The following is a 23,154-nucleotide window of genomic DNA, read 5'->3' on the forward strand; positions in this document are numbered from 1 at the left end:
CATGACGTCCGTGCTGCGTCCGCCGCGCCAGGCGGGCCGTGGTGGTGGCACCGGGCTCTGGTCGGCCGGTCGACTCACCTATTTCACGCTGATCGTGGCCTGCGCCTTCTCGGTCTTCCCGATCTACTGGATGGTGGTGGTGGCCACCCGGACGAACGACGCCACGGGTCAGCTCCCACCCGCGTTGCTGCCCGGCGGCAACCTGCCGGAGAACGCGTCCCGGTTGTTCGGCAACGACGACGCCAACTTCCTCACCGGCATGGTCAACTCCGCGATCGTGGCGATCTGCGTGACGGTCTCCGTGGTGCTCTTCTCCTCGCTGGCCGGCTTCGCGTTCGCCAAACTCCGCTTCCGGGGCCGCAACAAGCTGCTCCTGGTGATCATCGCGACGATGGCCGTACCCACCCAGCTCGGCGTGATCCCTCTCTACATGCTGATGACCAAACTGGGCTGGCAGAACCAACTCCAGGCCGTCATCGTCCCGGCCCTGGTCACCGGCTTCGGGGTGTTCCTGATGCGGCAGTACACGACAGACGCCGTACCCGACGAGTTGATCGAGGCGGCCCGCGTCGACGGTTGCAGCTCGTTGCGCATCTATCTCAACGTGGTGCTGCCCGCGCTGCGGCCGGCCGCCGCCGTACTGGGCCTGCTCACGTTCATGACCACCTGGAACGACTTCATCTGGCCGTACGCGGTGCTCAACGATCCGGAGAACCCCACCGTGCAGCTGTCCCTACGGGCCCTGTCCCAGGGCTACTACCAGGACATGTCCCAGATCTTCGCCGGGACCGCGATCGCCACACTGCCACTGCTGCTGGTCTTCGTCGTCTTCGGCCGGCAGATCGTCAGCGGAATCATGGAAGGAGCCGTGAAGGCATGATCAGCTTTCCCGACACGTTCGTCTGGGGCGCCTCCACGGCGGCGTACCAGATCGAGGGCGCGGTCGACGCCGACGGCCGCTCGCCGTCGATCTGGGACACCTTCAGCCGGACACCGGGCGCGGTGGCCGGGGGTCAGACCGGCGACGAGGCCTGCGACCACTACCGCCGCTACCGGGACGACGTGGCGCTGATGGCCGATCTCGGGCTGCGCGCGTACCGCTTCTCCATCGCCTGGCCCCGGGTCCGACCCGGCGGCGACGGACCCACCAACGAACGCGGCCTGGACTTCTACGACCGCCTCGTGGACGAGCTGCACCGGTACGGGATCACCCCGATGCCCACCCTCTACCACTGGGACCTGCCACAGGCGCTGGAGGATCGCGGCGGCTGGACCAACCGCCGCACCGCCGAGGCGTTCGCCGAGTACGCCACCGTCGTGCACGATCGGCTCGGCGACCGGGTCGACTGCTGGACGACGCTCAACGAACCGTGGTGCTCGGCGTACCTCGGTTATGGCAGCGGCATCCACGCTCCCGGCCGGCGGGACCCGGCGGCGGCCTTCGCCGCCGTCCACCACCTGCTGCTCGCCCACGGCCTGGGCACCCAGGCGCTGCGCGCGGCCGGCGCGCGGTCCGTCGGTCTGGTGGTGAACCCCGTCGCGGTACGCCCCGACGACCCGACCAGCGCCGCCGACGCCGACGCGGTACGCCTCATCGACGGGCTGCACAACCGCATCTTCCTCGACCCGGTGCTCGGCGACGGCTACCCCGCCGACGTGTTGGCCCACCTCAGCCGGTTCGGGGAGCCGACCTGGCTCGCCGAATCCGACGAGAAGACCATCGCCGCGCCCATCGACCTGCTCGGCATCAACTACTACAACCCGGTGTACGTGGCGGCCCGGCCCGGGGCACCCGAGGGCAACGGCACCTACCCGGGTGCCGCCGGCATCGAGTTCCGCGCCCCGACCGGCCCGACCACCGCGATGGGCTGGGAGATCGACCCGACCGGCCTCAGTGATCTGCTGCGCCGGCTGCACCACGACTATCCCGGTACGCCGCTGTGGGTCACCGAGAACGGCGGCGCCTTCGACGACCAGGTCTCCGGCGACCACGTCCCGGACGACGACCGGATCTCCTACCTGGACGGGCACCTGCGAGCCGTGCACACCGCCCTGCGCGGGGGCGTCGACGTCCGGGGCTATCTCGCCTGGTCGCTGCTGGACAACTTCGAGTGGGCCGAGGGCTATTCCAAGCGGTTCGGGCTGGTGCACGTCGACTACCGCACCCAACGCCGGACGCTCAAGGACAGCGCCCACTGGTACCGGTCGGTGATCGCCCGCAACGCCCTGCCGGACTGACGGTCGGTCGACGATCGGGGTGCCCTGGCCGCGCGTGGCGGCCAGGGCACCCGGCCGTTCGTGGCGAAAACTGTTATCCCGATGCGGCCGGCCGGTCTCCTGAGGGGAGGCTTTGGTGGGATTTCCACCGGCGCCTCCATCAGGTAGCGGTGCGACCACAAGGAGTGGAATCGATGCGCGGAACCGGCCGGGACGACACCGACGCCGCGATGATGACCGGGGGTGCCCACGCGGCACGCCGGCGCGGACCACGCGGCCGTCTGCCGTTCAGCTCGAAGCGCGTACTTGGCCCGATCTCGGTGGCCGCCCTTCTGGCCGTCCTGGTGATCGGGGCGATCGTCGTGGCCCAACCGACCGGCCCGGCACCCGCCCCGGCGGCGACCCAGGCCGGCGAGCCGCTGCCAGGCGTGACCACGCCGACCGACCAGCCCGCCGGCACACCCGCCGTCAGCACACCCGCCGCCACGACGAGAGCGCCGGCCGCGACCCCCACCCCGAAGCCGGCGACCACCCGCCCGGCCGCCCCGGCGGGACCCGCGGTGACCTCGAAGCGCAAGGGCGTCGGCGTCTGGACCTTCGACGGCGTCAGCCAGGCCCTGGCCAACTCCACGGCGAGCTGGTACTACACCTGGAACGTGAACCACCAGGGCGTCACCACCCCGAAGGGCGCCGAGTTCGTTCCGATGATCTGGGGAGCGAAGAGCGTCACCGCCAACAACCTGCAACAGGCCAAGGCGAACGGCCGCCAACTGCTCGGATTCAACGAGCCGGACATGGGCGGCCAGGCCAACATGAGCGTGGACCAGGCACTTGAGCTGTGGCCGCAACTGCAGGCGACCGGCCTCCCGCTGGGCAGCCCGGCCGTGGCGTGGGGCGGGGACCGCCCGGGCGAGTGGCTCGACCGGTTCATGACCGGCGCGAAGGCACGCGGCTACCGGGTCGACTTCATCGCCCTGCACTGGTACGGCGGCGACTTCACCACCACCAACGCGGTCAACCAGCTCAAGTCGTACCTCTCGGCGGTCCACAACCGCTACAAGCTGCCGATCTGGCTCACCGAGTTCGCGCTGATCGACTTCTCCAACGGCGTCCGGTTCCCGAGCCAGGCACAGCAGGCCGCCTTCCTCACCGCGGCGACCCGGATGCTGAGCGGGCTGTCCTGGCTGCACCGGTACGCCTGGTTCGGCCTACCCGCCACCGACAAGGACCAGACCGGGCTCTTCCGGACCGGCAGCACGGCGACCGCCGTCGGCCGCGCCTACCAGGCCGCGCGCTGACCTGGCCTATGCCAGGTCCACGTGGTCCCGCCACGAGTGCCGGGGCTCGTAACCGAGCACCCGTCGCGCCTTGTCGATGCTCAACAGGGTCTCGTGCTCGCCGAGTTCCTTACGCACCTCGACGCCCGGGTAGACCTCGGCCAACAGGCTGGCACTGGACCGGCTCATGACGGTGTCGGCGTTGGCGATGATGAAGACGTCGGCGCCGGGATGGTCATGTGCGAGCGCCCGCTCGACCGCCTGGGCACCGTCGCGGGCGTCGATGTAGCCCCACAGGTTCCACCGCCGCAGCCGGGGGTCCGCGTCGAACGACGGGAACGGCGCGTAGTCCTCGACGTCCATCACGTTGGAGAACCGCAGACCCACCATCACCAACTCCGGGTCCCACCGGCAGAAGTGCCGCGCCATCTCCTCCTCAAGGGCCTTGTTCAAGGAGTACGTCGACTCCGGGCGCGGCGCGTACTCCTCGTCGACCGGCGCGTACGGCGGCGGGGTGTCGAACGGCAACCCCAACACCGTCTCGCTCGACGCCCACACCACCCGCTTGATCCCCGCCGCCCGCGCCGCGGCGAAGACGTTCTACGTCGCCGCCGAGTTGTTCGCGAAGGTGATCGCGTTCGGCAGCAGGCCGGGAGCCGGGACCGCCGCCAGGTGCACGATCGCGTCGACGCCGCCGGCGTGCTCGTCGGCACCGCCGGTGAACGCCTCCACCACCTGGCCGTAGTCGGTCAGGTCCACCTGGAGGAACTCGCCCTCGATGTCACGGGGATCGCGCCCTGCGGCGCGGTCGACGGCCAGGACGTCGACGCCCACGGCGCGCAGGTGGGCGACCACGGCGCGACCAAGCTTGCCGGTGGCCCCGGTGACGACAACACGCCTGGGCAGTGCGGGAGCGCTCATACCCACATCCTCTCCGGCGGTGCGCAGAGTCCGGCACGCGGGTGCGGCACGACCTGATCAGCTCTGGCCGGACTTCGGGCCGACACGGAGCGCCACCGGTTGATAACGTGACGGCGTTGATGGCCGCCGATGTCCCTGGGGAGGGTCGGCATGGGGGCGGACGAAGCTGCATCGAGCGGCGCGGGCATCCAGGTCGACCCGGTCGCCCTGACCTCGCACGCCGCACGCGTCGACCGCCACGCCGACGGCCTCGACACCGCCCGCCAAGCCGGCCAGCACGTCCGGCTGAGCAGCGACGCGTACGGGCAACTCTGCGCGATCATGCCCAACCTGCTGGACGGATTACAGCGCACCCTCATCGACGGCATCGGCACCGCAGCCAGTTCGGTACGCGAGACCGCCGGGAGGCTGCGTACCAGCGCGCACCGCTACCAGGCGTCCGACGACCGCGCCGAGCAGCTCCTGCGTCAGGCACGGGGCAAGGGGTGACGACCAACCCGCTCGTCGCCACAGCCTCCGACACCGCGCCCAGCGCCTGGGCCGGCATCTGGATCTGCGAGGACATCGAGCTCATCGCTCAGGGCGTTCGCAACGGCAGTTGGATCGACGGCAGCCTCGGCGTGGTCAGCGCCGGCCTCGACGGTCTCGCCTTCGTCTCCGACCCGGTCGGCGCGCTCCTGCAATACGGCATCGCCTGGCTCATCGAGCACGTCAAGCCGCTCAGCGAAGCCCTGGACTGGCTCGCCGGCAACCCCGCCGAGATCACCGCCCACGCGCAAACCTGGCGAAACGTCGCGGCCTCGCTGCGGCAGGAGGCGGCCGGGCTGGCCGGTGCCGTCCGCGCCGACGTCGCCGGCTGGGGCGGCAGCGCCGGGCCCGCGTACCGGGCCTGGGCCGCGGAGCAGACACAGGCCATCACCGGGCTCGCCCAGGGCGCCGACGCCCTGGCCGCGATCACCGAGGGCGCCGCGGGCCTGGTCGCCGCCGTCCGACTGCTGGTCCGCGACGCCATCGCCACCTGCGTCTCGCGCCTCATCGTGTACGCGGGCGAACTGGTCATCACCGGCGGGCTCGCCGCGCCACTTGTCGCAGAGCAGGTCGCCACGACGGTGGCGTCGTGGGCGGCACGGATCGCTCGACTGCTGCGGGGCCTGCTGGCCAGTCTGCGGCGACTGCTGCCGGCAATCCGCCGACTCGGCGACCTGATCGACAAACTCAAGCAAGCGCTCGGCCGACTCCAGAGGGGTGAATCGCCGCCGAGCCGTAGCACCCCGGAGCCTGAACCACCTCGCGAGCCTCCATCTCATTCCGGCGCGGAGCAACAACGAGTTCACGACCTCGGCATGGATCCGGCGACCGGAAGGTTCCGACCGGGCGAGGCGGAGACGGCGATCCGGTTGGAGCAGGAGCGGGGGGTGAGATTGAGTCGCGCTCCGGCGGACTCCTCCGCCGACTGGGTCGACGACGTCGGGCGGACCTATGATGCGGTGGGAAACTTTCCGGGGCAGTTCTTCGATCGGCAGTGGCCCCAACTGCAGTATCAAATTGAGCGGCACTTGGACAAGGCGGACCTTGTGCCGGTGGACGTTTCGAAGTTCTCCCCGGAGCAGGTCATCCGGATCGAACAGTTCATAACGGACCGGAACCTCGGTCCGCGAGTATTCATCGTGGGGAACAGATGGCTGGCCTGATCGTGCTGAAGCCCGGGGTCGACTGGACCGCGACGGGAGGCTTGTTCGACTGGACGTTGGAGTTCCTGATCTCCAGCCTCTCGGACCGGCAGGCCGCCAACCACCTTCAAGAGATCGTCGACAACAACCTTGGGTCCTTGTGGGTCAGCGAACTTCCCGTCGCAGCCCGGCAGGAGATCATCGACCTCTGGCGGGACGGCCTCGTCGCGGCTGGCGAGCGGCAACTCCCGAACACCGAGCACAAGGCGGATGTCATCCGCCACCTTCAAGAACTGGTTGACGCGACCTATTCCGCCGATCTGCCAGGGCCCGGCACCGCCGGCTAGCTGGCCGCAGGGCTACCGTTGGTGTCGCCAACGGCGGCCGCGACCGGCGGCAGCAGCCGAGTGAGGCGCGCGCAAGAAAGCGGGCGAATGGCGACCTTCGATGAGTGGCTGGACGCGTACGACAGTGTCTACCGCAACCAGCCCGCACCATCGAACGTGCAATGCCCGAACTGCGGTGACCGGACGTTACGCCTGATCTTTACCGGGCCGCACGGATCGAGATACGGCTACGCCTTTTTCTGGTGCGACACCTGCTTGGAGGGCATCCATCTCTCCAGAGCACCCATCCCGGATGGGGTCATGGCACGGGCGATCGATGGGCCGGCTGAGGAACGCAGCCGGGGCATCCCCAACTACCGGCTGGTCACGTAGCTCACGTTCCGAGCGCGCTCTCAACCCAGGAGTACGACTGCTGGCCCGCGTCGTTGGGTTTACTCCACTGGAGAAAAGATGATCTACCTTGCGTAAGAATGTCGCCACCGAGGGCAATTCTTGCTTCGCTAGGCTCGCGAGCATGAGTCGGCGCGTGACGATCTCCGTACCTGATGACGTGGCCGAGCAGCTGTTGGCACTCCCGGCCCGCCAGGTCTCCGCGTATGTCACCGAAGCGCTGCGTCGTCGCCGGACACCCGATGACATGCAGGCGGCCGGGCACGGCGAGTTCCCGTATGACCCGCAGGGCGCAGCGCAGCAGCTGGCAGTCCGCCAGGTGACACCCGAGATGCGGGATGCGGCGATAGCCCGTGTGGCAGAACTGTTGGAGCGCACGGTCGACGAAGTGCGCGCCGATTTCGACCGGCTGGGTGTGGGGTGAGCGCAGCGGCCGGGGTGCTCGACACCGGTGCCCTGCTGGCCCGCACCCAGACGCCCGTTCAACCACGTGTTGGGTTCGAGGGTCAGTCCGTGTGCGCGAGAGGTTGTCGGCCGGGCGCCGGGGTCCGACCGGACCGAGACGGCACCGGCGCACTGACACACTGTGGACATGGTCGATTGGTTTACGCAGGCCGAAGCCAGCAGTGACGTCATCCGGATCTCGGAACCGCACGTCAACGAACTGCTGTCGGCGAACTTCTGGTGGTTGCGCGGCGACGATCGGGACATCGTGGTCGATGCCGGGCTCGGTGTCGTCGCCCTGCGGGACGCGATTCCGAGCATGTTCGAGCGCGATCCGATGGTCCTGCTCACCCACGCGCACCTGGATCATGTCGGTGGGGCGAATGAGTTCGCTGAGCGGGCCGCTCACCCCGCCGAGGCGGGGCTCCTCGCGGCCGGGGTACCGGCGAGCCTGTACGGCGCGGAGCTCTACGACAAACTCGGGATCGACGCGGCGGGGGAGCCCGTCCCGGAGCTCATGATCGACGTGCTGCCCGATGCCGGCTACGACCCGGCCACCTACCGCGTCGAACCGATGACCCTGAACCGCGTGCTCGACGACGGCGACCGGATCGACCTGGGCGGGCTCGTACTGACCGTGCTGCACCTTCCCGGCCACACACCGGGAAGCATCGCCTTGCTGGAGGAGCGCACCGGGACCCTGTATTCCGGCGACATCATCTATGACGGTGCCTTGATCGACGACCTGCCGAACTCCGACGTGGCCGCCTACCGGCGAAGCATGGAGTTCCTCGTCGACCTCGACGTGTCCGTCGTCCATCCCGGCCACGGGCACAGCTTCGACCGGACACGCCTTCGCCAGTTGGCCGAGACCTACCTGCGCAGGAAGGCTTAGGTCGGGTCGGGGTCGAGGGTGGGGCCGGATCATCGGCCGCGTCGATGGGACCTTGACCGGGCTCTCGGAAGATTCATAGGCTCCGGTCACTGTGATCCATTTCCCGAGAAGGGAAACACGCATGGCTCCGTTCTGGACGGTCCCTCCGAGGCGGTTGGCGAGTGCCGCCACGATCGCTCTCCTGCTCGGCACGATCCCCCTGCTCGGCGGCACACCGGCCGCGAGCGCCCCTCGGCACTCCCCCTGTAGTGACGACCCGACCGCCCGGCTGAGCAAGGTGCCCACGCCCGAGGCCGTGCTCGGCTTTCCGCTCGGCGTGGGTCAGCAGCGGGTCGTCACCAACGACGAGGTCCGGACCTACCTCGGGGCCGTGGACGGCGCCTCCGACCGGGTCGTCACCGGAGTCATGACGAGCAGTGTGCTCGGCCAGCCGCTGCCGTACGCGGTGGTGTCCAACGAGCGTAACGTCCGGCCGGGCGCGCTGCGCGAGATCGCCGACGACGTACGGGACCTGCGGGACCCGCGTCGTACCAGCGCGCGCAAGGCCGCCGGGACCGCGAAGGACAGCCCGGCGATCGTCTGGGTCACCGCGAACGTGCACGGCGGCGAGAAGAGCGGCACGGACGCCGCACTCAAGACGTTGTACGAGCTGGCGGCGGGGCTGTCCTGCGCGGTCGCCCAGCGCAACGACAACCTGGTCACCATCATCGTCCCGACGCAGAACCCGGACGGGCGCGACGCCACCCGGCGACAGAACGAGTACGGGTTCGACCTGAATCGGGACTGGTTCGCCCGTACCCAGCAGGAGACCGACGGCAAGCTCGAACTCCTGCGCCGCTACCCGCCGCAGGTCTTCATTGACGCCCACGAGATGGGCGGCCGGCAGTACTTTTTCCCGCCCAACGCCGACCCGATCCACCACGAGATCGCCGGCGAGGCGGTGGACTGGATCAACCGGATCGGCGAGGCCAACAAGGCCGGCTTCGGCTACAACGGCGCCTGCGACGACGTGGTCACCACCGAGTGCTACTTCAACTACGACACGTACGACATGTTCTTCATGGGTTACGGCGACACGGTGCCGACCACCGGTTTCGGCGCGGCCGGCATGACCTACGAGAAGGGCAGCGCGTCGGCGGTGGCCGACCGGGTCCAGCAGCAGTTCAACACCCAGTGGTCGACGCTGGGTTGGGCCGCCGCGAACAAGCGTGAGGTGCTGAGCGACTACTTCGACATCTGGAGTGACGCACTCGCCGAGGGCAGGGCGGGCGCGCTGGAGCCGAACGAGGTGGTCCAGCCCACCAACGAGGTCCAGTTCCCGGTGCCGGACATCAAGATCCGCTCGTACTTCCTGCTGCCCGACCGGCAGCTCGCCGACGTACGCCAGCTCGTCGAGCGGCTACGCCGGATGGACGTCGAGGTGTACGAGGTGCAGAAGCCGACCCGGGTGCCGACCGCCCGGGTGTTCGGTGGTCGAACGGCCACCAACGTCACGGTGCCCAAGGGCGCGTACTGGATTCCGATGGACCAGCCGCAGAAGCACTGGATCCAGGCGGTCATGGGTGAGGACCCGTACACGCCGTTCCCCTACTTCTACGACGTGTCCTCGTGGAGCAACCCGCTGCTGATGGGTGTGTCCACGATCTACACCGGCGACAACGTACGACCGAAGGCCCAGCTCGTCCGGGAGATCTCCGGTGGGCGAACGTCGACGGCCCGGCCCTGGGGCTCGTACACCTATCCGCTGGACTCGGCCGCCGCCGCGGAACTCACCTTCACCCTGCTCGGCCGTGGCGTGCCGCTGGTGCGGAGCCTGGACAGCAGCCGGGTGGCCCTGCCGGCGACCAGGCTGACCCGGGAGATCGACCGGCTCGCCGCCTCGCTCGGAGTGAGCCTGACCCCCGGCGGACCGGCCAGCGGTACGCCGGTGAACCTGCCCGACGTCGGCCTGTTCCAGGGCACCGGCGTCTCCACCACGTCCGGCTCGCACGGCGAGGCCCGCTACGTGCTCGGCAAGCGGTGGGGGCTCGACCTCACGCCGGTCACCACGGCCGACATCAACGACAACACCGCGGCGTTCACCGGCCGTACGGTGCTGCTGGTGCCGGACGGCAGCAGCCCGACCGGTGGTCTCACCGCCGCCGGGCAGGCCAACCTGCGCGACTGGATCGCCCAGGGTCACACCTACATCGGGCTGCGCAACGAGGGAACGCGGGTGGCCCGGGCCGCCGGGCTCACCTCCACCACCGAGAAGACCAAGCCGGACGACTACCTGGTGATCGGCTCGCACCTGCGGGTCGACGTCGACCAGGACAGCCCGGTCGCACTGGGCCGCCCGGCGGAGGACTTCGAGTTCAACAACAGCGACCCGATCCTGAACCCGAGCACCACGGGGACCAACGTGCTCAGCTACCCGGCGGGCGACACCTTCTGGGCCAACGGCTACACCGTCGGCGCGGACGCGCTGAAGGGGACGGCGGCCGTGGTCGACGAGCCGACCGGGGCCGGTCGGGCGGTGCTGTTCGCGTTCAACCCGCTCTTCCGGGCGTACAACGAAAATGGTCTGCACCTGGTGGCCAACGCGCTGCTCTACCCGGCGGCGCAGGGTGCGGCTCCCCGGCGGACGGCGGCGATCGACCCGGCGCGCGTGAGCGCCGCCGCCGCGCCGGTGACGCCGGAGTTGGGCGGCGAGTGGAGGCCCATCAGGATCGAGGTGGCGGGGGCCGACCTGGCGCGGACCCAGGCGATCGTCGAGCGATTCACCACCGACGCACGGACGTCCGCCGTCGGCGGCTCGGCCTACCTGGTGATTCCTAACCCCGAGGGACGCCAGGCCGACGAACATCCGTTCCTGAATGATCTGGTACGCGCGCTGCGCGCCGCCTCGATTCCGCTGCGGTCGATAGTGGGCTGAGGCTCTGACGGCCCTGCACAGCGAAGCGCCCGTCCCCGAGTTGGGGGCGGGCGCTTCCGCGCGTTCTGGCGCAGGCCAGCCCCGTCCCCGTCGGTCGGCAGTCGGCAGTCGGCAGGCAAGGTCGGCAGGGAGATGACAAGGGTCGACAACCTACGCATTACGAGATCAAGATGGGCGAACCGGTGACCTGCGCAAGGGGGGTCCTACCAGCGGAAACACCTCTCTCATCTCTCACCACTCCCCCGCCGCCCGTCGACCTCTTGCGGACTGGATGCGGACAGCTCGCTGCCATGAAGTGGGGCGGGCCGCTCACCCTGCCTTGCAAAGATCAAGACGGCTGTCTGCCTAGGTCGGTGACTGCCGCTGAGCTGCCCGCCGTGTCGCCTGCCATCGACCCCGGACGGTATCCGTCGGCGGGCTTGGCTGTACGAGTGGCTGTACTGACTGCTCTACTCGGCCGGCTCCATGACCTTGGATGGCTCTCGGAGTATGGCGGGCAGCTCACCCAAGGTATGGATAACCGGCCCGCCCCAGCTGGGGTCGGTGTCGTTGTGCTCCGTGGTCCGGAAGACGGTCATACCGACCGCTGCCGCCCCGGGCAGCTCACCGTCTGAGCCGTCGCCGACGAAGAAGCACTCCGCAGGCTCGACCCCCAGGCGCTCGGCAGCAAGGTGATAGATCGCCGGGTCGGGCTTGGCCAGCCCGACATCACAGGAGAAGATCGCGACATCGAACCGTCGGGCAAGTGGACTCTGCGGCCACGGCTCGGAAGTGTCCGACGTGGCGTTGCTGATAAGGGCCAGCGGATGACCATTGGCGCATAGCGCGTCGAGCACGTCCAGGGTGGCGGTCGAGACGCTCTCCAGCACCCGCCGTCCGAGGGCTCGCCGATGCTGACCGGCCCGTGCCACCTGTGCGGCGGTCGGTGTGCCGCCGAGGCGTCCGGCGAGGATCCGGATGGTCTCCTCCACGTCCCACCGGACCAGCCGATCCCGCCAGGTGGCGTGGTACGCGGCGACCAGCTCGGCCGGAGCCACACCGACCATGACCGCCATTTCGCCGACTACCCGGTCACGTTCCTCGTCAGCCCCGTGGATCAAGGTATGAAAGAGGTCGAAGATCACCGGCCGAGACATTTCAGCATCCTACTGAGATCGTCACCGCTGTCACCTTCCTCGCCATCCCGTCTGCCGCCGACCCACACACCGTGGATCGGGCCAGAGCCAGGGTGACAAGGTGGAGCGCCTACCGGACGAACGACCTTGTCGCCCTGGCCCTGGTCTGCTCGGCTCCGCCTGGGTCGGTGGCTGGCGGGATGGCATCCCACCACCCGCGAACCGGAACCGTTCGGCAACTCCATCTCGGAGCCGTCTGGCCCCTGCCGGAGGCAAGAGCTCTTATCGGCCGACGCGCCGGCTGATGCCGGCGCTTGCGCCGCCAGCAGGCCGAGCGCGGCCGGCGCGGCCCGCTTGCGGGCCGCCTTGATCTGATAGAGCAGTCGACCCGACGGACCTCGTCAACATCGACGAGACGGCAGGCAGAGACCGCGAGAAGGCCGCCCGAAGAACGCGACTTCGTACACGACGGTCAACTCCTGCGATTGTGCGGGGATGTTGCCGCCGCCGGGAGCCTCGGAAAGCCCCATCGCCGCCATTTCCGGGACCGGCTAAGGCCGACTGGCGACCTGCGCAACGAAGGACCGCCAGGCGGGCGGGGAGAAGACCAAGGCCGGACCGTCGGGGTTCTTGGAGTCCCGGACGCCGACGATGTTGGGCAGGTTGTCCGCGACCTCGACACAATCGCCACCGCCGGAGCCGCTGCGGGTCGACTTGCGCCACGTGGCACCGATCAGGTCCATGACGTCCCAACTTCCTCGATCAGCTCGATGGACTGGCGGCGGGACAGCGCCTCGTTGCGAACCGTCTCCCACCTCGAAACGAGAGTATCCACATCGGTATCGCTGTCAACGACCACACCACCGAGCTGGTTTTCCATCTGCCCTACCCACTTGTGATCGGGCAGGCGCGCAAGGCTGAACGGCCCGGTCAGGCCGACGTGCATGCTGACCTCGTCGGGCAGCACATGAACGCTGATGTTCGGCCGCTCCGCGAGGGTGGTCAGGTGCTTGATCTGCCCGGCCATGATGTCGCGGAAGTCCGCACCGGCGCGGCGTAGCACCGCCTCGGCGATCACGGCGATGAACTGCGGTGCGTTCGCCTGTGTGAGGACCCCCTGCCGGTCGAGCCGATGCGCCAATCGTCTGTCGACCTCGTCATCGCTCAACGTGTCGTCGCAGCGGATGACGGCCCGGCCGTAGCTCTCGGTCTGGAGCAGGCCCGGAACGAGGCTGGGCTGAAAGACCCTGAGCTGTGCGGCTGCGCGCTCGGCGTCCAGCCAGGGCAGGAACCAGGACGGCATCCCGAGCTTCGCCACCATGCGCTCGAACAGCCCGCCGTTGGAGAGCGCCCGGTCTGCGCCCTTGATGAAGTCCATCGTCAGCGCTCGCGTCTCGCCCTCGACGGCGCTGACATGCGACGCGCTGAAGCCGGCACCTCGGCCGAACGCCTCCTGCGTCATGCCCGCGGCCCCTCGGGCGCGGCGGATCTCACCCACGATGAACGCGGCGAGCGGGTGCGGTACATCGGCCATTCAACGCTCCCCAAACCGGAAGATCGACGACTCACGCCGCTGCTGGGCGTGGAACGTATCGCCAGCTCAGCCCGAACCGGCGAACCACCTTCCGAGGGTAGCGGCGTCCACAGCAGAGTGTCACCAACGGCGCGGCCGGCAGGAATCCGAATCCGGCGGACGCGTTCGTTGCGGGGCCGCCTCGGTTGGGCGAGCACTCACGGGGCGGCCCCTCCCGATCAACGGCCACAGGGGAAGACCGTGCCCAACGAGAAGCCGACAACGCCAGATGTCCGAGAAGTCCGGTCCGGGGACCTCCTGCACCTGACCTCCGCCGCGAGCCCCCAGTTCGCCCGGCCCATCGTGGTCCGCGTGATCCGCGCTCTGACCGACCGACACACCTACCACGGATGGCTCTGGATCGAGGCGTACCAGCTCGGCCCCGACGGCGACGCCGTCGAGCGCCGCGAGCTGTTCCTGATGCCTGCCGGCGTACGTTGGCTGACCTCCCCACCTGCGATCCGGCGTCCGATCCGTCGGCACCCTGCGCGGGTCGGCTGATGCCCCGGCGCGCTCCCGACCACCGGCCCGCCCGCCCGACGTGGCGCTGCGGAGCATGTGGCATCGCCTGGCCCTGCTCACCCGCGAAGCTGCGGCTCCTCGCCGTGTACCGGCTGGACCGCCCGGCCCTGCTCGTTCACCTGGCGACGCTTCGGGACCAGGCAACCGCGGACCTCACCGCACTGAACCCGAGCGCGCCACCGGCCGATCTGACCGGGCGCTTCACCGGCTGGGCGTCCGCGCGTTAGCCGCGTCCTGTCATCCCCGGTCGCATCGACCGGTGGCCCGTGCTCAGGATCGGCAGGGGAAGCTGCTCTTCGAGCAGCTCACCCCATAGTTGTACGCGTCGTTGAAGTGCGTGTAGTAGGCGTCGTAGAGCGGGTGGGTGGTGCCGCTCTCCGGGGCCATCTTGACGAAGATCTCGTCGTTCTCGTTGAGGGCGTCCTGGGTCCAGTTCTGTGAGCCGGTGTAGACGCGGTACTGGTAGGCGGTGCCGTACTTGCCGTACGCCGCGAAGAACTTGTCGTGCACGTTGTCCATGCGGTGGATGGCCACGCCGGCGTCGAGCAACTCGTTGTAGACCGACTGGCTCATCGAGATGCCGCCCTCTTCGTTGGTGCCGACGACCATCCAGACCTTGCAGCCGTCGGAGCGGAACCGGGTGACCAGGTCCATGATCTGCGACCGACCGGTCGTCACCGACGCCATGCCCACGCGCAGCCGACAGTTCGCGTCGGGGGTCAGGTCGTTGAGCCGGGTGACGATGGTGTCGGTCTGCCCCGCCGCCTCCGGCGACGCGTACACGTCGGCTGCGGCGGCCTGGTAGTAGCCCCGGCCCGTGGCGGAGTCGTAGTAGTCGTTGCCGCTGTAGTGCCGACGGTTCCACATGTCGCCGAAGTTGGCGTTCAGCCCGGCGGTGAGCGTCGTGTCGCCGTACACCGTGATGGTGTTGTTGAAGGCGTCCGGCCCGGTCGTGTAGGTGAGGTTGCTGGATCCGAACCAGGCGACGTTGCTGCGGGCGACGCCGTTCGGATCGGTGGTACGGGTGAAGGTGAACAGCTTGGTGTGCATGTCGCCGTCGGCGCTGGTGCTGATGCAGCCGTGGCCACCACTGCTGTTCAGGCAGAACTGATAGTTGGTCAGCTTCTTGATCGTCGTGATGGCGGGGTCGGTCGAGGTCGCGTTCTTGCCGTCCAGGAGCACTTGGACGGTGACGCCGCGAGTCTGGGCGCGCAGCAGCGCGTCCGCGACCGAATCAACGCTGAGCGAGTGGATCGCTCCCCGGATGGTGGAGCCGGCAGGAGCCGCGTCGATCAGCCGTTGCAGCTCGGTGATGATGGTGTAGTCGCGCCCATCCTTCGGATCGCTGAAGTGCGCCCACACCGGGTAGCCGGCCAGGGTGGCCGACGCGGCCGAGACGCTCGCCGGCACCGCGGTGGCCGGTGCCGCCGCTGCCGGCGCCGCCAGCTGGGTCAGCCCCAGAACGACCAGAGTCCACATCGCCGTACGGCGAACCGCCGCGCCCACTTGACCGATCATCATAGACAGGAATGATTGGCAGGAAACCTTCACGTGTCAATGCACCGTTGGTGAAACTTTTCGAGTACGGCAGTCGTCGAGAGGCGAAGGGGTGGCGGTCCGCGTCTCGCCCTCCGGAGCGCTGACGTGCCACGCGCTGAAGCCGGCACCCTGGGCGAACGCCTCCTACGTCATCCCGCCGACCCCCTTCGCGGCCGGCGGCGCACGAACAGAGGTGTGTGCCGAATCACCGAATCGGTTCGCCACGCTGTCGCGCACGTGTCGCCCGCCACAGTGGACCGGAGCTCGGTCGACAAAGAGAGCGTGTACTCGACAGTAACGCGATAATGCGACCACTCTGGGTGCTATCGGGCCGCGACCCCGCGAATCACTCCCCGGTATGTGCAGTAGCATCCCCGGTCGCCGTGGATGACCGAGGAAATCACCACGGGCGTCACCTCTCCGCAAATAATTGTGAGGTTCGTCATGGCCAGAAGAGTGTCGTTCGCCGTGTCCCGGACGATCGAAGTCGCGCTTATCGTCCTGGGCATATTCGTCATCGTCTCGGAGAATGTCGTCGGCTACATCGCGGTCTGGGACTGCATCGGTGTCGTCTACCTGGCGATCCGGATCAACCGCCTCCGGTACAAGAAGGTGAGCGACGACACCGAGTGGCTCAAGCGTGCCCTCGGGCCACGCATCGGGCTACTGTTCACCATCTTCGCGAGTCTGGTGGGAATCGTCTCTGGTCTGCTGATCGTCAGTGGCGGCGACAATGCGGACGACACTCTGCTGGCAAAGGTTGTCGGTATCCCCGCCGTACTGCTCGCGTGGGGCATTCTGCACTTCGGTTATGCCGAGCGGTACGCGCAGGGCTACTACGCCGCGCTGCCGACGCAGCACCTGGTCTTTCCCAACACGGATCGGCCGACCTTTATCGATTTCGCCTATTTCTCGTTCACCCTCGGCGCGACGTTCTCGGTATCCGACGTGGAGACGCAGACCTCCAAGATCCGGCTTCAGATCCTGTCGCACTCGATCCTGTCGTTCATCTACAACACCGCGACGGTCGGTATCGCCGTCAGCGTCATCACCGGCTGACCTCCGGCCATTGGCGGACCGATGCCGACCCCCGCGACGGCGGCGGGTCGACATCGGTCCTGTCAGCTTCGCTACGGCTTGCGGCCGACGCCGCTGTAGCCGGTACGGGCCACCTCCGGGTCCTCGGTGGCCGGCGGCTCGGCGTACGGCCACATGTTGACCAGCCCGGGCGGCTCAAGGACGAAGTTCCCGAAGAACTCGGAGATGCCCGCGTGGCTACGCGGCACGAACGGGCTGTTCGCACGCTCGTAGATCGCGGAGATCCGGGCCATCAGGTCGGGGTGCACATCGGTGCTGGCGTGCGACAGCGCCAGGTAGCTGCCGGGGGCCAGCGCGTCCCGGTAGGTCGCCACGACCTGCTGCGGGTCCTGCTCGTCGGGCACCAGGTGCAGCACGAACATCATCAGGACCGCGATCGGCTGGTCGAAGTCGAGCGCGGCGGTGACCTCCGGGTGACTGAGGACCTGCTCGGGTTGGCGCAGATCTCCCCGTACCACCGTGACGGTCTTCGCGTCGGCAAGCAGCGCCTTGCCGTGCGCGCAGACCACCGGGTCGTCGTCGACGTAGACGACGCGGACGTCCGGGTCGATGCGGTGGGCGATCTCGTGCACGTTGTCCTGCGTCGGCAGACCGGACCCGAGGTCCAGGATCTGCCGGATGCCCCGCTCCTGCACGAGGTGGCGAACGGTCCGGGCGATCAGGCCACGGCCCTGCCGGGCGGCCTCTGGCATCCACGGCGCGACCTGTAGCACCGCGGCGGCCGCGGCCCGGTCGGCCGCGAAGTTGTCCTTGCCGCCGAGGTAGTAGTCGAACATTCGAGCCGCGTTCGGCTTGTCGGGCTGAAGGCCAGTCCCGGCCTCGGAATGCGTCATGATCGTCCACCTCTCCCCCGGCGCCGAGCACGGAGCATACCGTCCATGATGGTCATTCACGTTTTGGCTCCAGCGGCGGCAGCCACGACGATCGGTTCTCCGAGCCCATCGCGTTCATGTGCTCCGGATCAGGGTGCGACAAACCCCTGGGCGACCGATCGGTCGTGGCCCCGCCGGCCGCAGGTCAGACGCGGACGAACTTCACGGCGTCGGCCCGGGCACACCCGGATCCGCTGGCGGTGGTGCGCAGGTAGCCGCCGGTGCCGGCCGGGAAGTACCAGGAGCCGAGCAGGACCCAGCCGCTGGATCCGGAGGTGCCGTCGAGGTAGCTGGTGGAGACCGTGCCGTCGTGTGCCGTGTCGTACCGCTGGTTGGGGTCGCTGCCGCTGGCGGCCACCTTGTACGCGTACACCTGGTAGGTGCCGGCGGCCCGCAGGTTGGGCCGCCAGGTCGCGGTGGCCCCGGCCACCGCGCAGGTCGCGTAGCGGGTGGGCGAGGCGTACGTCCAGCCGGTCAGCGCCGAGTTCGACCAGGACCCGGTCTCGGTGTAGCCGTAGGCGGCCGGGCCGTCGTTGTCGACGTAGTAGTCCCGCTGCCAGTAGCGGACGTAGTCGAACTGCACCGCCGAGGGGAGCTTGGTGACGTCGGGGACCGTGCCGTAGGCGATGCTGGTCAGCCAGATCGCCGTGTAGTCGTGGGTCCACTGCTCCGGGGTGTACGGCTGGGTCGCCTTCAGTACGCCGTCGACGTAGTACCGGACCGACCGCTCGGCCCAGTCGACCCCGTAGGTGTGCCACTGCCGCAGGTCGAACCCGATGTCGTAGACCCCGCTGGTGTAGTAGGTCGGGGCCTGCTGCGCGGAGCCCCGCCAGGTGATCACGTTGTGCCGCAGCCGCTGCGGCTGGATCGAGTCGATCTCGAAACCGTCGATCTCGGTGCGCTGCTCGGCGGGAAAGGTCGTCGACCCGTCGCCGGCTTGGAGCCAGAACGCGCTGTGCCAGCCCGACCCGTCGTTGATCTTCGCGCGGGTCTCGTAGTAGCCGTACCGCAGCTTCTGCTTGCTGACCAGGCCGCCGCCGGTGAAGTCCTTGCCGCCGTAACTCTCCTGGCGCAGCGCGATGTTCATCGCCCCGCCGGAGATCGAGACGTTCTGCGGTCGCTGCGCGCTGTAGGCCTTGACGTCGGTGCGGTAGTTCCACTTGGCGGTGTCGACGGCCGAACCGTTGAACTCGTCGGAGAAGGCCAGTGTCCAGCCGGCGCCGACCGGGTCGGCGTGGGCGGACGTGACCGGGCCGAGCACGGCCAAGCCGGCGGTGGCGAGCACGGCGGCGAGCCCGCCGCGCAGGATGGATCCGGGGGTACGCATGAAAGCCTCCCAGGGGGACGGATCGGGGCTGAGGGTTTTCGATCCTGAACTCCGCCGGCCGCCACGGCGGTCGTGCTCACTTGGCCAGTGCGGACATCTGCTCCCGGGCCTCGGTCAGGGCCTCCTTCGGCGACGACCTGCCGATCAGGATCGCCTGCACCTTCTCGGCCAGCACCTTCTCCATCTGGGAGAACTGCGGGTAGATCCAGAAGGGGCCGGCGCTGGAGTTGGCGGCGACCTCGCGGGTGAACGCGACCGCGAAGGCGTTCTGCTGGACCTCGGCGGCGGCGAGACCGGTCTTGGTGGTCGGTGGCAGACCGGCCTTGGCGAACCAGTCCAGGGAGTACGCGGTGTCGGTGGTCAGCGTCTTGGCGAACTGCGCCGCCGCGGTGCCGCCCGCACCGTTGACGATCGCGATGACGTGCCCCCAGGCCAGGTGGCGGGGCTTGTCACCGGCGGTCCGTACGGCACGGGCGACCGGCACCAGCTTGTCGCCGAGGGTCTTGTCCGGGGATGAGTTGGTGACCGCGGCACGGCCACTGATGGCGTCCTCGTAGAAGGCGGTCTTGCCCTGCGACATCAGCGCGCGGGCGTCGACCCGGTTGACGTCGGCGGCGATCAGCTTCTCGTCGTAGAGCTTCTTGTACCAGGTCAGCGCGGCGACGCTGGGCTCGTCGCCGATGACGATCTTCCCGTTCTCGACCACCGGTGAGCCGAAGGCCCACATCCACGGGATGATGTCCTTGAGCTGGTCGACCTTGGTCATGGCCGCGTACGGCACGATGCCGCCGAGGCCCTTGACCGCCCGCAGCGCCGCCTCGAACTCCTCGATGGTCTTCGGTGCGCTGGTGACGCCGGCCCGGGTCAGGATCTCCTGGTTGCTGATCAGGCCGATGCCGGCCTGGGTCCAGGGCAGGGCGAGTTGCTTGCCGTCGACCTTGCCGAGCGCCAGGGCGGCGTCGGTGTAGTCCGTGCCGGTGGTGACGCTGCCCAGGTCGGCGAGCTTGCCGGTGGCCGCGAGGGTCGCCAGCCACGCCACGTCGAGCTGCATGGCGCCCTTCAACTGGCCGCCCCGGACCTGGAGCAGCAGCTGGTTGAGGTAGTCGTTGTACGGGTACGACGGCGTCGAGATGGTGATCCCGCCGTTCGCCCCGGTGTAGCGGCTGACCAGGCCGGCGAGCGGCTCCTTGGTGGCCGCCTCGTTGGCGGCCCAGGTGGTGAAGGGGAACTGCTTGGCGTCGTCCTCCTTGAGGCCGCCGGTGGTGCCCGTCGAGCCGGACGGGGCGCAGGCGGTGAGCGCGGGGCCGGCGATGGCGACGCCGGCGCCGACACCGAGGAGCTTGAGCAGGTTTCGGCGGGAGTATTGGTCGGACATCGGGGTCTCCAGTATCGGACGGGTGGCGGTGGGGGTGTTCAGCCCTTCACGGCGCCGGCGGTGAGCCCGGCGACGAGGTAGCGCTGCAGGACGGCGAAGCCGAGCACGACCGGGAGCGAGACGACCAGCGACGCGGCCATCAGCGCCGGCCAGGCGGTCTCGAACTCACCGAGGAAGGTGTTCACCAGGCCGGGCGGGAGGGTCTGCTTGTCCGGCCCGGCGAGGGTCAGGGCGAAGATGAAGTCGTTCCAGCCCCGGATGAACGCGAACAGGCCGGTGGCGACGAGACCGGGCAGCGACACGGGCAGCAGGATCCGGTGGATGATCGCGCCCTGGCCGGCGCCGTCCACCTTGGCCGCCTCGATCAGCTCGTCGGGAATGGTGTCGAAGAACCCCTTGAGCATCCAGATGCACAGCGGCAGCGTGAACGTGGTGAAGGAGAGAATCAGCGCGAGGTACGAGTTGAGCAGGCCGACCTGGCTGAAGACCAGGTAGAGCGTGATCAGCAGGAGTGCCTGCGGGAACATCTGCGAGGCGAGGACCAGATACATCAGCGAACGCCGGCCGCGGTAGCGGAACTTGGCGAACGAGTATGCCGTGTAGGCCGAGACGACGACCGTCAACAGTGCGGTCAGGGTCGACACGAGGAGGCTGTTGAGCAGGTAGCGCAGCAGCGCCGGGTTGTCCCAGAGCGCGCTGAAGTTCTCGACTGTCAGCCGTTCGGGGAAGAACCGGGGCGGGAAGCGGAAGACGTCGGTGGCCGGAGTGAAGGCGGTGACCGTCACCCAGTAGACCGGCCCGAAGGCGAAGACGCCGAGCACCGCGACGGTGACGACGGCACCCCAGGAGGGCGGCGGCCGGCGGCGTCGGCGGGGCACCGGGGCTTGCGGCGGCGCGGCGGTGGTCGGGTGCGCCGGAGTGACCGTCATCGTCATGCCTTCTCACCCCGCTCGCTGAACCGGACGTAGACCACGACCAGGGCCATGATCAGCACGAGCCAGAGGGCGCCGAGCGCACTGGCCCTGCCGAGGTCGAAGCCCTTGAACGCGGTGTCGTAGACGGCCACCGCGAAGGTCGTGGTCGAGCCGGCGGGGCCACCGCCGGTGAGCACGTAGATCGTGTCGAAGTGCTGGAGATTCCAGATCACTTCCAGGAGTACGACGATGCCGAGGATCCCTCGCAGGTGCGGCAGGGTCACGTGCCGGAAGCGGGCGACCGGCCCGGCGCCGTCTAGGCTCGCGGCCTCGGTGAGGGTGGCCGGCACCGTCTGCAGGCCGGCGAGGAGCATCACCATGATCCAGGGAAAGCTGGCCCAGGTCTTGGCCACGATGATCGCCGCCATGGCGGTGCCCGGTTCGCCGAGCCAGACGATCGGAGTGTCCACCACCCCGATCCCGACCAGGATGCCGTTGAGCAGGCCGTAGTTGGCGTTGAAGATCCAGAGCCAGACGAAGGAGACGACCACGCCGGGAATCACCCAGGGAAAGAGGAAGAGCCCGCGCAGCACCGCCCGCCCACGGATCCGGCTGTTCAACGCCAACGCCAGCGCGAAGCCCACCACGACCGGCGCGACGGTCGAGCCGAGCGTGAAGACCACCGTGTTCTTCATGACGGGCCAGAAGTCGTCGCCGAGGACGGCCCGGAAGTTGTCCAACCCGACGAAGGACCGGCCCGGCACGACCAGGCTCTGCGCGAAGACGCTGGTGGTGACCGCGCCGATCAGCGGGTACAGCACGACCGCACCCAGCAACGCGAGGGCCGGCAGGGTCAGCAGCAGCCCGAAGGCGCCGTCGGAGAGCCCGCGGCGGGCGGGTGCGCCCGGGGCGCTCACCGGGCCGCCTCCAGATCCGACGGCAGGTGGGCCGGGCCGACGTAACCGAGACCGATGCTGATCGAGTCCGCCGCCTCGATCACGGCGCGGGCCAGGGCGGTTTCGCGGGTGCCCAGCTCGATCGCGGACAGTGGGCCGGAGACCGACAGGGCCGCCACCACCGCTCCGGAGCCGTCCCGGATCGGCGCTGCGACGCAGGCCCGGCCCAACGCCAGTTCCTCGACCTCGGTGGCGTAGCCCCGGGCCAGGGTCCGGGTGATCTCCTCGTCGAGCCGTTCGTGACTGGTCACCGTACGCGGGGTGTACCCGGTGAGCACCGCGTCCGGCAGCAGCTCCCGGCGCTCGGTCGGGGTCAGGCCGCAGAGCAGCGACTTGCCCAGGCCGGTGGCGTGCAGGGGGTTGCGTTGCCCGGAGAGCACGAACGCCCGCGGGGACTGGCGGCCCTCGAAGTTGAGCAGGTAGAAGAGCCGGTCGTCCCGACGGACCGCGACGTTCGCCCCGAGCCCGAGCTCCCCGGCGAGGTTCTGCGCGACCTGCCGGGCCTCCCGGTGCACCGGGTGGGCGTTGAGCACCGCGCCGCCCAGGGTGACCACGTCCAGACCGAGCCGGTAGAGGCCACTGACCGGGTCCCGGTCCACGAAACCGGCCACCTCCAGCGTCGCGAGCAGCCGTGAGGCGGTGGACAGACCCAGGCCGGCGGTCTTCGCGACGTCGGAGACCCGCAGCTCGGATCGGCCGGCGGTGAAGGCGCGCAGGACCGTGAAGGCCCGCTCGACGCTCTGGTTGCTACCCGTTTCCGCTGCCATCTGCTGGCCCCTCTGGAATTT

The 23,154-nt window shown here is 69.0% G+C and carries 23 protein-coding genes and 1 pseudogene; 13 read left to right on the forward strand and 11 right to left on the reverse strand.

Features of this window, described 5'->3' with window-relative positions; genetic code table 11:
- Position 1 precedes the first annotated feature (1 nt).
- From ACFQGL_RS11840 to ACFQGL_RS11850, 3 genes are all read left to right on the forward strand, one after another.
- Positions 2–880, forward strand: a complete 879-nt coding sequence (locus tag ACFQGL_RS11840; RefSeq protein ID WP_377509924.1) for a carbohydrate ABC transporter permease — start codon at positions 2–4, stop codon at positions 878–880.
- Positions 877–2,238 (forward strand): GH1 family beta-glucosidase, encoded by a 1,362-nt coding sequence (locus ACFQGL_RS11845; protein ID WP_377509927.1) that lies wholly within the window; start codon positions 877–879, stop codon positions 2,236–2,238. The genes ACFQGL_RS11840 and ACFQGL_RS11845 overlap by 4 nt, the downstream gene beginning before the upstream one ends.
- Positions 2,239–2,411: 173 nt before the next feature.
- Complete coding sequence (locus ACFQGL_RS11850) at positions 2,412–3,515, forward strand: glycoside hydrolase family protein (RefSeq protein ID WP_377509930.1); 1,104 nt, start codon at positions 2,412–2,414, stop codon at positions 3,513–3,515.
- Positions 3,516–3,521: 6 nt separating this feature from the next.
- Here ACFQGL_RS11850 and ACFQGL_RS11855 read toward each other — a convergent pair.
- A pseudogene (locus ACFQGL_RS11855) lies at positions 3,522–4,415 on the reverse strand (NAD-dependent epimerase/dehydratase family protein).
- A gap of 150 nt (positions 4,416–4,565) precedes the next feature.
- On the opposite strand from ACFQGL_RS11855, the gene ACFQGL_RS11860 reads away from it, so the two are divergent.
- The 7 genes from ACFQGL_RS11860 to ACFQGL_RS11890 all read left to right on the forward strand — a co-directional run bounded on the left by ACFQGL_RS11860 (position 4,566) and on the right by ACFQGL_RS11890 (position 11,075).
- Positions 4,566–4,904 carry a type VII secretion target gene (locus ACFQGL_RS11860; protein ID WP_377509933.1) on the forward strand — a complete coding sequence of 113 codons (339 nt, stop codon included), beginning with the start codon at positions 4,566–4,568 and terminating at the stop codon, positions 4,902–4,904.
- Positions 4,901–6,106: a WXG100-like domain-containing protein gene (locus tag ACFQGL_RS11865; protein WP_377509936.1), complete on the forward strand. Its 1,206-nt coding sequence runs from the start codon at positions 4,901–4,903 to the stop codon at positions 6,104–6,106. Before ACFQGL_RS11860 ends, ACFQGL_RS11865 begins: the two co-directional genes overlap by 4 nt.
- Positions 6,094–6,432, forward strand: coding sequence for a hypothetical protein (locus tag ACFQGL_RS11870; RefSeq protein WP_377509938.1), 339 nt, complete (start codon positions 6,094–6,096; stop codon positions 6,430–6,432). Before ACFQGL_RS11865 ends, ACFQGL_RS11870 begins: the two co-directional genes overlap by 13 nt.
- An 87-nt stretch (positions 6,433–6,519) precedes the next feature.
- On the forward strand, positions 6,520–6,804 hold the full coding sequence (locus ACFQGL_RS11875; protein WP_377509941.1) for a hypothetical protein: 285 nt from the start codon (positions 6,520–6,522) through the stop codon (positions 6,802–6,804).
- 142 nt (positions 6,805–6,946) lie between these two features.
- Positions 6,947–7,246, forward strand: coding sequence for a hypothetical protein (locus tag ACFQGL_RS11880; RefSeq protein ID WP_377509943.1), 300 nt, complete (start codon positions 6,947–6,949; stop codon positions 7,244–7,246).
- A 168-nt stretch (positions 7,247–7,414) separates the two neighbouring features.
- Positions 7,415–8,161, forward strand: a complete 747-nt coding sequence (locus tag ACFQGL_RS11885; protein WP_377510651.1) for an MBL fold metallo-hydrolase — start codon at positions 7,415–7,417, stop codon at positions 8,159–8,161.
- A gap of 121 nt (positions 8,162–8,282) precedes the next feature.
- On the forward strand, positions 8,283–11,075 hold the full coding sequence (locus tag ACFQGL_RS11890; RefSeq protein ID WP_377509946.1) for a M14 family zinc carboxypeptidase: 2,793 nt from the start codon (positions 8,283–8,285) through the stop codon (positions 11,073–11,075).
- 449 nt (positions 11,076–11,524) lie between these two features.
- Here ACFQGL_RS11890 and ACFQGL_RS11895 read toward each other — a convergent pair whose 3' ends face one another.
- The 3 genes from ACFQGL_RS11895 to ACFQGL_RS11905 all read right to left on the reverse strand — a co-directional run bounded on the left by ACFQGL_RS11895 (position 11,525) and on the right by ACFQGL_RS11905 (position 13,724).
- Positions 11,525–12,211 (reverse strand): HAD family hydrolase, encoded by a 687-nt coding sequence (locus tag ACFQGL_RS11895; RefSeq protein ID WP_377509949.1) that lies wholly within the window; start codon positions 12,209–12,211, stop codon positions 11,525–11,527.
- Positions 12,212–12,741: 530 nt separating this feature from the next.
- Positions 12,742–12,933: a DUF397 domain-containing protein gene (locus ACFQGL_RS11900; RefSeq protein WP_377509952.1), complete on the reverse strand. Its 192-nt coding sequence runs from the start codon at positions 12,931–12,933 to the stop codon at positions 12,742–12,744.
- Complete coding sequence (locus tag ACFQGL_RS11905) at positions 12,924–13,724, reverse strand: helix-turn-helix domain-containing protein (RefSeq protein ID WP_377509955.1); 801 nt, start codon at positions 13,722–13,724, stop codon at positions 12,924–12,926. The genes ACFQGL_RS11900 and ACFQGL_RS11905 overlap by 10 nt, the downstream gene beginning before the upstream one ends.
- 351 nt (positions 13,725–14,075) lie before the next feature.
- Between ACFQGL_RS11905 and ACFQGL_RS11910 the strand changes: the two genes are divergently transcribed.
- Together ACFQGL_RS11910 and ACFQGL_RS11915 are read left to right on the forward strand one after the other, a co-directional pair.
- Complete coding sequence (locus tag ACFQGL_RS11910) at positions 14,076–14,264, forward strand: hypothetical protein (protein ID WP_377509958.1); 189 nt, start codon at positions 14,076–14,078, stop codon at positions 14,262–14,264.
- Positions 14,264–14,512: a flavin reductase gene (locus tag ACFQGL_RS11915; protein WP_377509961.1), complete on the forward strand. Its 249-nt coding sequence runs from the start codon at positions 14,264–14,266 to the stop codon at positions 14,510–14,512. Before ACFQGL_RS11910 ends, ACFQGL_RS11915 begins: the two co-directional genes overlap by 1 nt.
- A 43-nt stretch (positions 14,513–14,555) precedes the next feature.
- Here the strand turns inward: ACFQGL_RS11915 and ACFQGL_RS11920 are convergent, their stop codons facing one another.
- Positions 14,556–15,806, reverse strand: a complete 1,251-nt coding sequence (locus ACFQGL_RS11920) for a phospholipase D-like domain-containing protein (protein WP_377509963.1) — start codon at positions 15,804–15,806, stop codon at positions 14,556–14,558.
- 405 nt (positions 15,807–16,211) lie between these two features.
- Between ACFQGL_RS11920 and ACFQGL_RS11925 the strand changes: the two genes are divergently transcribed.
- On the forward strand, positions 16,212–16,883 hold the full coding sequence (locus ACFQGL_RS11925) for a DUF1345 domain-containing protein (protein WP_377509966.1): 672 nt from the start codon (positions 16,212–16,214) through the stop codon (positions 16,881–16,883).
- A gap of 71 nt (positions 16,884–16,954) precedes the next feature.
- Here the strand turns inward: ACFQGL_RS11925 and ACFQGL_RS11930 are convergent, their stop codons facing one another.
- From ACFQGL_RS11930 to ACFQGL_RS11955, 6 genes are all read right to left on the reverse strand, one after another.
- Positions 16,955–17,755 (reverse strand): SAM-dependent methyltransferase, encoded by an 801-nt coding sequence (locus tag ACFQGL_RS11930; RefSeq protein ID WP_377509969.1) that lies wholly within the window; start codon positions 17,753–17,755, stop codon positions 16,955–16,957.
- A 184-nt stretch (positions 17,756–17,939) separates the two neighbouring features.
- Positions 17,940–19,121, reverse strand: a complete 1,182-nt coding sequence (locus ACFQGL_RS11935; protein WP_377509972.1) for a golvesin C-terminal-like domain-containing protein — start codon at positions 19,119–19,121, stop codon at positions 17,940–17,942.
- Between the two features lie 76 nt (positions 19,122–19,197).
- Complete coding sequence (locus tag ACFQGL_RS11940; protein WP_377509975.1) at positions 19,198–20,496, reverse strand: ABC transporter substrate-binding protein; 1,299 nt, start codon at positions 20,494–20,496, stop codon at positions 19,198–19,200.
- Between the two features lie 38 nt (positions 20,497–20,534).
- Positions 20,535–21,431 (reverse strand): carbohydrate ABC transporter permease, encoded by an 897-nt coding sequence (locus ACFQGL_RS11945; protein ID WP_377509978.1) that lies wholly within the window; start codon positions 21,429–21,431, stop codon positions 20,535–20,537.
- Positions 21,428–22,327 (reverse strand): carbohydrate ABC transporter permease, encoded by a 900-nt coding sequence (locus tag ACFQGL_RS11950; RefSeq protein ID WP_377509981.1) that lies wholly within the window; start codon positions 22,325–22,327, stop codon positions 21,428–21,430. Before ACFQGL_RS11950 ends, ACFQGL_RS11945 begins: the two co-directional genes overlap by 4 nt.
- Positions 22,324–23,133 carry an IclR family transcriptional regulator gene (locus tag ACFQGL_RS11955; RefSeq protein WP_377509984.1) on the reverse strand — a complete coding sequence of 270 codons (810 nt, stop codon included), beginning with the start codon at positions 23,131–23,133 and terminating at the stop codon, positions 22,324–22,326. The genes ACFQGL_RS11950 and ACFQGL_RS11955 overlap by 4 nt, the downstream gene beginning before the upstream one ends.
- Between the last annotated feature and the right edge of the window lie 21 nt (positions 23,134–23,154).

Source organism: Micromonospora vulcania (assembly GCF_042658605.1).
GTDB classification, from domain to species: domain Bacteria; phylum Actinomycetota; class Actinomycetes; order Mycobacteriales; family Micromonosporaceae; genus Micromonospora; species Micromonospora vulcania.